The organism is Clostridium sp. (genome assembly GCF_032552055.1).
In the GTDB taxonomy this organism is placed as follows: Bacteria; Bacillota; Clostridia; order Clostridiales; family Clostridiaceae; genus Clostridium.
The window spans coordinates 1-8,431 of the sequence record NZ_JAWGSV010000134.1 but is presented as its reverse complement, the minus strand read 5'-3'; the positions used below and the strand labels follow the sequence as shown (position 1 = coordinate 8,431).

At 29.1% G+C, this 8,431-nt stretch carries 8 protein-coding genes and 1 pseudogene; all 9 read left to right on the top strand.

The window, feature by feature from the left end:
• The first annotated feature begins 175 nt into the window (after nt 1-175).
• Entirely contained in the window at nt 176-424 is a 249-nt protein-coding gene (locus E6248_RS09950) for a TM1266 family iron-only hydrogenase system putative regulator (protein WP_316340653.1), read from the top strand.
• 41 nt (nt 425-465) lie between these two features.
• The gene (gene hydE, locus E6248_RS09945; RefSeq protein ID WP_316340652.1) at nt 466-1,575 is read left to right on the top strand and encodes a [FeFe] hydrogenase H-cluster radical SAM maturase HydE; all 1,110 of its coding nucleotides are present in this window, start codon (nt 466-468) and stop codon (nt 1,573-1,575) included.
• Between the two features lie 23 nt (nt 1,576-1,598).
• The gene (gene hydG / locus E6248_RS09940; RefSeq protein WP_316340651.1) at nt 1,599-2,975 is read left to right on the top strand and encodes a [FeFe] hydrogenase H-cluster radical SAM maturase HydG; all 1,377 of its coding nucleotides are present in this window, start codon (nt 1,599-1,601) and stop codon (nt 2,973-2,975) included.
• 11 nt (nt 2,976-2,986) lie between these two features.
• Nucleotides 2,987-4,195 carry a [FeFe] hydrogenase H-cluster maturation GTPase HydF gene (hydF, locus tag E6248_RS09935; RefSeq protein WP_316340650.1) on the top strand — a complete coding sequence of 403 codons (1,209 nt, stop codon included), beginning with the start codon at nt 2,987-2,989 and terminating at the stop codon, nt 4,193-4,195.
• Nucleotides 4,196-4,226: 31 nt separating this feature from the next.
• The gene (locus tag E6248_RS09930) at nt 4,227-5,465 is read left to right on the top strand and encodes an NAD(P)-dependent oxidoreductase (RefSeq protein WP_316340649.1); all 1,239 of its coding nucleotides are present in this window, start codon (nt 4,227-4,229) and stop codon (nt 5,463-5,465) included.
• Nucleotides 5,466-5,773: 308 nt separating this feature from the next.
• The gene (locus E6248_RS09925) at nt 5,774-6,484 is read left to right on the top strand and encodes a hypothetical protein (protein ID WP_291665344.1); all 711 of its coding nucleotides are present in this window, start codon (nt 5,774-5,776) and stop codon (nt 6,482-6,484) included.
• Nucleotides 6,485-6,499: 15 nt separating this feature from the next.
• The gene (locus E6248_RS09920) at nt 6,500-7,300 is read left to right on the top strand and encodes a hypothetical protein (protein ID WP_291665345.1); all 801 of its coding nucleotides are present in this window, start codon (nt 6,500-6,502) and stop codon (nt 7,298-7,300) included.
• Nucleotides 7,285-7,896, top strand: a complete 612-nt coding sequence (locus E6248_RS09915) for a DUF4004 family protein (RefSeq protein ID WP_316340648.1) — start codon at nt 7,285-7,287, stop codon at nt 7,894-7,896. The genes E6248_RS09920 and E6248_RS09915 overlap by 16 nt, the downstream gene beginning before the upstream one ends.
• A 79-nt stretch (nt 7,897-7,975) precedes the next feature.
• A pseudogene (locus E6248_RS09910) lies at nt 7,976-8,431 on the top strand (PucR family transcriptional regulator); the annotation flags it as partial.

Genomic DNA, 8,431 nt, shown 5'->3' with positions numbered 1-8,431 from the left:
CGGCTGACGAACCTTTTAAAGCGCCTTAAGACGCAACGCAAGTAATATGCCCTTATAGGGCTAAGGAAAAACCACCAGCTAAGCTGGTGGATATTTATTAGTTTAGGAAATTATATAGTTTCACTTTTTTATAGGATTAATATTAATTTTGGAAATAATCTTGGAGGAATGAAGTATGAAAATAGGTGTAATAAGTGCAATTCTTGAAGAACCTAGCAAATGCAATTCTGAATTTAATGAAGTAGTTGCTAATTTTAGAGGAAGTATTAAGGGGAGAATGGGAATACCTTTAGAAAATGAAACTTCTATTGTATCAATAGTAGTTGTTGGTAGTTTAAATGAAATTAATAGTTTAACAGGAAAGCTTGGTAATATAAATGGAGTTACTGTAAAGACTGCAATTAGTAAAAAAGAAATAGAATAAAATAACACTACATATAAAATCACTTATTTTGGAGGATTTAAATGAAGGTAAAAGAGATAATAGATAAGTTGTATTTAGAAAATAATGCGAGTTTTGAAGAATTATTATTTTTATTAGATAATCTAACACCTACAGACAAGGTTTACTTAGTAGAAAAATCTCATGAAACTAGGATGAAAACCTATGGTAATACAGTTTATATGAGAGGGCTTATAGAGTTTACCAATGTATGTAAAAAGAATTGTATCTATTGCGGTATTAGAAGAGAAAATAAGTATGCAGATAGATATAGATTAACACTAGAGGATATTTTAGAATGTGTTGAAATAGGTGATAGACTTGGATATAAAACCTATGTACTCCAAGGTGGAGAAGATGATTATTTCACAGATGAGAGAATGATAGAAATCATTAGAGCTATTAAGGACAAGTTCCCTAATAATGCTATTACCTTATCCTTAGGAGAAAGAAGTTATGAATCATATAAAAAAATGTATGAAGCAGGTGCTGATAGATATCTTTTAAGACATGAAACAGCAACTAAGGAACTTTATGAATCTCTTCATCCAGGTGCAAGTTTTGAAGAAAGAAGAGAATGTCTAAGAAATTTAAAGGAAATTGGATACCAAGTTGGAGCAGGCTTTATGGTAGGTCTTCCTAATCAAAAAAATAGTGATTTAGTTAATGACTTACTATTTGTTAAAGAGTTTGAGCCTCATATGTGTGGAATAGGACCTTTTATTCCACATAAGGATACTCCATTAAAAGATGAGAAAGGTGGAACTCTAGAAATGACAACAACAATGTTAGCTTTAATTAGATTATTATTGCCTAATGTTTTACTGCCATCTACCACGGCTCTTGGGAGTATAGATCCAGTAGGAAGAGAAAAGGGATTAAAGGCTGGAGGCAATGTTGTAATGCCGAATCTTTCTCCAACTAGTGTAAGAGAGAAATACTCGTTATATGATGGGAAGATATGTACTGGAGATGAAGCTGCTGAATGCAGAAAGTGTATTGAAGGAAGAATTAATAAAGCTGGTTTTAGAGTTGAAGTTACTAGAGGTGACAATGTAGCTTGGGCTAAGGAGAATGGATATAATAAGGTTACTAAAGGTAATATTCAGCTTGAAAATATTAAGTTAATATAAAAATTACAATACGGGGGTGCGCTATGTTTATTGATCATGAGTATATAGAAAGAATTTTAGAAGAAGCTAAAGGTGCTAAGGGAGAAGATATTAAAGTTGTTTTAGAGAAAGCTAAGAGAAGAGATGGATTATCATATGAAGATATAGCAGTTTTATTACAAGCTGAAGATAAAGAAGATTTAAATGAAATATTTAAGTTAGCTGGAGAAATAAAAGATTCTATTTATGGCAAAAGAATAGTTATATTTGCTCCACTTTATGTTAGTGATTATTGTGTAAATAACTGTGTTTATTGTGGATATAAAAGAACAAATGACTTTAATAGAAGAAAATTAACTATGGAAGAAGTAGCTGAAGAAGTTAAAATATTAGAGAAAATGGGACATAAAAGACTTGCATTAGAGCTTGGAGAAGACCCAGTAAATGCTCCAATAGATTATGTATTAGAATGTTTAAAAACTATTTATTCTACTCAAAGTGATAACGGAGAAATAAGAAGAGTTAATGTTAATATTGCTGCGACAACAGTAGAAAATTACAAATTACTTAAGGAAGCTAAAATTGGAACTTATATATTATTCCAAGAAACATATCATAAACCTACTTATGAATTAATGCATCCAAAATCATTAAAGGGAGATTATAATTATCATACAACTGCCTTTGATAGAGCTATGGAAGCAGGAATTGATGATGTTGGTGGAGGAGTTCTTTTTGGACTTTCTGATCCTAAATTCGAAGTTTTAGGACTTATGATGCATAATAAACATTTAGAAGAAAAATATGGAGTAGGATTCCATACTATATCTATGCCTAGATTAAAACCAGCTTCAGGAGTTACATTGCAAGAATTCCCTCATTTAGTAGATGATGAAATGTTTAAGAAGTTAGTTGCAATTATTAGAATAGCTGTACCATTTACAGGGATTATAATGTCTACTAGAGAAACAGCTGAAATGAGAAGAGAATTATTAAAGTATGGTGTATCTCAACTTAGTGCAGGGTCTAGTACAGGAGTTGGAGGATATAAGGAAAGAGAAGAGGGAAGAGAAACTCTTCAATTTAAGACTTCAGATGATAGAACTCCTCTAGAAGTAATTAAATCAGTATTAGATGATGGATATATTCCAAGTTATTGTACAGCTTGTTATAGAAGAGGAAGAACTGGTGAAAGATTTATGAAGCTTGCAAAGTCAGGAGAAATACAAAATGTATGTGAGCCTAATGCTATGACTACTCTTTTAGAATTTGCTATAGACTATGGTGATAAGGAAATATTAGAAAAAGCTGAAGCTGTTGTTAAAACTGAAAGAGAAAAAATTAAGAGAAAAGATATTAGAGATATTTTAGATAAAAATATAGAAAGACTTAGAGCTGGAGAAAGAGATCTTTATCTATAGGAGGTGTATTTATGAATTCAACACCAAATGCAAATAGAAAGCATATTGCAATTTACGGTAAAACTAATGCTGGTAAATCTTCTTTAATTAATAAACTATTAGGACAAAAAGTATCTTTAGTTTCAGAAAAGGAAGGTACTACTACAGATCCAGTACAAAAGGCTATGGAGTTAATACCTGTAGGACCAGTATTGTTTATAGATACTGCTGGATTTAATGATGAAAGTGATTTAGGAGAAATAAGAACTAAGAGAACTTTAGATATTTTGAAAAGAACAGATATAGCAATATATGTTTTTAATATTTTAGATATAGATCTAGAGGAATTCACTAAGTTTAAAAGAAGTTTTAAAAAATATAATATACCATTTATTACAGTTGTGAATCAAATTGATAAAATAAGAGAAGAAGATTTAGCACTTCTAAAGGAGAAATATAAGGAGCATATATTCTTATCAGCAGTAACAGGGGAGGGTATTGAAAAATTAAAAGAAAATCTAATAAAGGTTTTAAAGGAAGAAGATGAGGAACTTCCTATAGTTGGAGACTTACTTCCTTATGATAGTAAGGTTGTACTTGTAGTTCCAATAGATTCTGAAGCTCCAAAGGGAAGATTAATTTTACCTCAAGTTCAATGCATAAGAGATTGTTTAGATTATGGAATTAAAAGCTATGTAGTTAGAGATACAGAATTAAAATCATCCTTAGAAGATATAAAAGATGTTGATTTAGTAATAACAGATTCTCAAGCCTTTAAGGAAGTAGATAAAATTGTTCCAAAGGAAATTAAGTTAACTAGTTTTTCTATGTTATTTGCAAGACAAAAGGGAGACTTTGAGGAATTCATTAGAGGAGCTTTTAAAATTAAAGATTTAAATAAAGATTCTAAAATATTAATAGCTGAAAGTTGTACACATAATGTGTCTCATGAGGATATTGGAAGAGTTAAGATTCCTAAATTAATTAATAAGTTTGTAGGTGCAGAATTAACTTATGATTATAGCATTTTTCATGACTTTCCTGAGGATATAGATAGGTATGACCTGATAATTCACTGTGGCGCATGTATGATAAATAGAAAAACAGTAATTAATAGAGTTAATACATGCAAGGAAAAGAATGTTCCAATAACTAATTATGGAATAGTATTGGCTTATTTAAATGGAATACTGGAAAGAAGTTTATCTTTGTTCAATATTAAAATTGATGATATAATGTAAAAAAACAGAATGAAATTAAAGGAGTTTGTTGATGAAAGAATTAGTTATTGAAGCAGATAGGTGTTATATTTGTAAAAATCCAAAATGTAAACTTAATTGTCCTATTGGAACTCCAATTCCTGAAATAATAACTTTATTTAAAGAAGGACAAATTGCTAAGGCTGGGGAAATGTTATTTAAAAATAATCCTTTATCTTTAGTATGTTCAATAGTATGCCCTCATGAAGATCAGTGCAAGGGAAACTGTATAAGAGGAATTAAAGGAGAACCAGTAAGTTTTTGTAGCATTGAAAGACATATATCAAAATATTACTTAGAAAATGTAAAGCTTGAAAAAGAAAAAGAATTAGATGATAGAATAGCTATTATAGGTGGAGGCCCTGCTGGAATAACTATTGCCTTTATACTAGCTCAAAAAGGTTATAAAATAACGCTATTTGATTCCCATGACAAAATAGGTGGAGTAATGCGTTATGGAATACCAGAATTTAGACTTCCAAAGAGCATATTAGATAATTATGAAGAAAGATTAATTGAACTTGGAGTTAAAATTAGACCTAATACTTTAATTGGACCAGTTCTAACATTAGATAAACTTTTCTATGATGGATATAAGGCTGTATTTATTGGTACAGGAGTTTGGAACCCTAAGACTTTAAATATTAAGGGAGAAAGCCTTGGAAATGTACATTATGCTATAGATTATTTAAAATCTCCTGAGGTTTATAATTTAGGAGACAAGGTATGTGTAATTGGTGCTGGAGATGTAGCAATGGACTCAGCTAGAACTGCTATAAGAAATGGAGCTAAGGAAGTTTATATCCTATATAGAAAAGGCATAGAGAACGTACCAGCTACTAAAGCAGAACTTGAAGGTGCTATTAAAGATGGCGTAAAGTTTGAATTCTTTAAATCTCCTACTGAACTTACTGAAGAAGGCGTAAAATATATAGCTACTAAGAATGAAGTATCTGAAGATGGAACAGTAATAACTGTTAATATTGAAGGAGAAGAAGGATTATTTGAATGTGATTCTATTATAATTTCTGTTAGTCAGTCACCTAGAAATAATATTGTTTCAAATACAAAGGGACTAGAAACTAATAGATGGGGATTACTTTTAGCAGATGAATTTGGACATACTACTAGAGAAGGTGTATTTGCATCAGGTGATGTTGTAACTGGAGCAAAAACTGTAGTAGAGGCAACGGCTCATGCTAAAATAGTTGCTGAAGAAATAGAAAAATACATTAATAGTAAAAGTGAATAATTTATAATTTATAATGAATAAAATAATTTGTTCCTAATTATTAAAATAAGTTGCATAAAGAGCTGCCATCTGGCAGCTTATTTTTTTAGTTATTTCTTTTTAAGAGCAAATGGGAAAATATCAATACAAATTAAATAGGCATAACTCTATAGGGAGCTTGGATTCACTTAGATTAGAAGTATAAAGGTATAAATTTTTTTATAAAAAACTTTACAATGTAACAATGTTACGATAATATTATAATATAAAAGTGAAAGAAACAATTTATTATAAAATTGAATGAAACAATGTTATGTTGGAGGTTGATTATGAATAATATTGACATTAATGGGCTAGGAAGTATAAATGGCGGTAATTATGACAATGTAGAAATTAATGGATTAGGAACGATAAATAGCGATTTAATTTGTGAAGAGTTCTCTGTAAATGGTAAGGGGAAGACTTTAGGTAGAATTAATACAAAATCTATGGATGTAAATGGACTACTTACTTGTTATGAAGATATTGAAGTAAAGGATCCTTTTGAGATAAATGGAGTACTATCATCAAAGGGAGGTCTTAAAGGTGATAGAGTTATAGTAAATGGTAGAGCTTCTTTTGATAAAAGCGTAAATATTGATAGAGTTGAAGTAAATGGTGATTTTTATGTAGGAAAAGATTGTGAGTGCGGTAGCTTTTATTCAGATGGAAGGGTGAGAGTTAAGGGGCTACTTTCAGGTGATAATATAGAATTAAATTTATCTTTGACTAATGAAATAGAGGAAATTGGTGGAGAAACATTAAATGTAAGGAAAGCAAGAAGATTAATTAGGGTTCTATTTTTCACAAAATCACGTAAAAGTAAACTTATATCTAATGTGATAGAAGCAGATGATATATATCTAGAGCATACAAAATGCAATGTGGTTAGAGGGAAGAATATTAAGATTGGAGATGGATGTGACATCGGCAAGATAGAATATTCAGGAGAACTAATTATTAATGGGAATTCTAAAATAAGAGAAAAGTTTAAAGTATAGAGGGAGATATATAATATGTATAATGATACAAAAATTTTTGGTGATGGTGTTATATCAGAAGGAAAGTATAACAAGATAAAGGTAATGGGTAATAGTACTACTAATGGCAATATAGAATGTGAAGAGATGGTAATTATGGGGGATGCAGAAATTAATGGCTCTATTACAGCTAAAAAAGTAAAAATTATGGGGGACTCAAGATTCCATAATAAGATAAATATAAATATTTTAACTACTTTAGGTGATTGCAGTTTAGATGAGGATTCAATAATTGGATTAACTAAGATTAAGGGTGATTTAAAAGCTAAAAAAGATTTAGAAGTTAGAGAAGATTTGAATATAACTGGTGAAGTAAGAGTACAAGGAAGATTAAAGGGAAATAATATAAAAGTTTTAGGAGAACTAAGTGTAGTTAAAGCTTTAACCTTTGATAATATTAATATTTTAGGTGGACTAGAAACTGATGGAAATTGTGAAGGTAACAATTTTTATAGTAAGGGAGGCTTAAAAGTTAAGGGATTATTATCAGCTGATAAAATAGAAATAATTCCTAAAAGCAGATGTATTATAGAAGAGATTGGTGGAAGTGAAATTATTATAAGAAAGTCTAGGTGGATTGACTTCGGATATGGTAGTTTAACTAGTAAAGTTATAGAAGGAGATAATATAACACTTCAAGATACAGAATGTGAAGTTGTAAGAGGTCATAATATAACTATTTTAGAAGGATGCTCAATTGGAAAAGTTGAATATACAGGAAAGATAACTATAGATAAAGATAGTAAGGTGGTTGAGGAAGTATGTCTGAAGAATTAATTTCAAAGAAAGAGCTTTTAGATTTAACAGGAATATCTTATGGACAATTATATAGGTGGAAGAGAAAGGATTTAATTCCAGAAGAATGGTTTATAAAAAAGAGTGTATCTACTGGGCAAGAAACCTTTTTTCCAAGAGAAAAAATAATTGAAAGAATAGATAGAATAATAGAGCTTAAGGATGAAGCCTCTTTAGATGAATTAGCGTATAGATTTTCTAATACTATTAAAGATATTAAGATAACTAGAAGTTATTTAGTAAATGTAATAAGGGAAGATATAATAATTAAATTTGAAGAAATTATAGATGTTCCAAATGTTTATGAAGAAAACAATATATTTGCATTGTTTTTATATAATAAGCTAATTAACCTAGGAAGCTTAAGTCTTTTAGAAATAAAAGACATAGTTCAAATTGCTAATAAGGATTATAAATTAATTGATAATAAAGAATATGAGCTAATTATAAAGAGGAAACTTGGAGTATGCTATTTTTATGTAAATGTAGATAAAATAAATTTATTTAATGATGAAGACTCTATATTAATTGCAAAAATAAATATTAACGAATTAATAGAGGAAATAAAAAAAGTATGATAATTTAATTGAATATTTAACTTTGGTAAGTTTTGCTATATAATAATTATAAAATGGTATACAAAGGGTGAAGCTTAATATGAATGAAATAATAGGGTTATTAGAAGATATTAAAGAGGGAATAAACTTAAAGTTTAGATTATTAGATGAAAAAAACAATGTTATTTTAGATAACTTACCTTATTCAGAAGCTAATATTTCTAAATGGATTAATATAGGTGGAAATACTTTTAAAATAGTACTAGATAGAGAAAATAATAATTTATTTCCTTTAATTGAATTTACTATTGGAAAATTATCAAGTAAAGATAACTTAGTAGAAGATTTACTTGAAGGAAGAAGGAACATTGATTCTCTAAGAAGTCATTCCATATATAAGGGGAATAAAATACTTTTATTAGAAGTAAGAGATAAAAAAACTGTATTAGATATAGTAAAGAACACCTATAGTGATACTGATTTCTATGTTAGTGAAGTTTACGATAGAATTAGTATTATTGGAAATTTAGAAGATGAAATGGAGCATGCTCTATCT

Excerpts from the sequence above, each read along its gene's own strand:
- E6248_RS09950 (WP_316340653.1), top strand. The coding sequence starts at position 176 with ATGAAAATAGGTGTAATAAGTGCAATTCTTGAAGAACCTAGCAAATGC.
- hydE (WP_316340652.1), top strand. The coding sequence starts at position 466 with ATGAAGGTAAAAGAGATAATAGATAAGTTGTATTTAGAAAATAATGCG.
- hydG (WP_316340651.1), top strand. The coding sequence starts at position 1,599 with ATGTTTATTGATCATGAGTATATAGAAAGAATTTTAGAAGAAGCTAAA.
- hydF (WP_316340650.1), top strand. The coding sequence starts at position 2,987 with ATGAATTCAACACCAAATGCAAATAGAAAGCATATTGCAATTTACGGT.
- E6248_RS09930 (WP_316340649.1), top strand. The coding sequence starts at position 4,227 with ATGAAAGAATTAGTTATTGAAGCAGATAGGTGTTATATTTGTAAAAAT.
- E6248_RS09925 (WP_291665344.1), top strand. The coding sequence starts at position 5,774 with ATGAATAATATTGACATTAATGGGCTAGGAAGTATAAATGGCGGTAAT.
- E6248_RS09920 (WP_291665345.1), top strand. The coding sequence starts at position 6,500 with ATGTATAATGATACAAAAATTTTTGGTGATGGTGTTATATCAGAAGGA.
- E6248_RS09915 (WP_316340648.1), top strand. The coding sequence starts at position 7,285 with ATGTCTGAAGAATTAATTTCAAAGAAAGAGCTTTTAGATTTAACAGGA.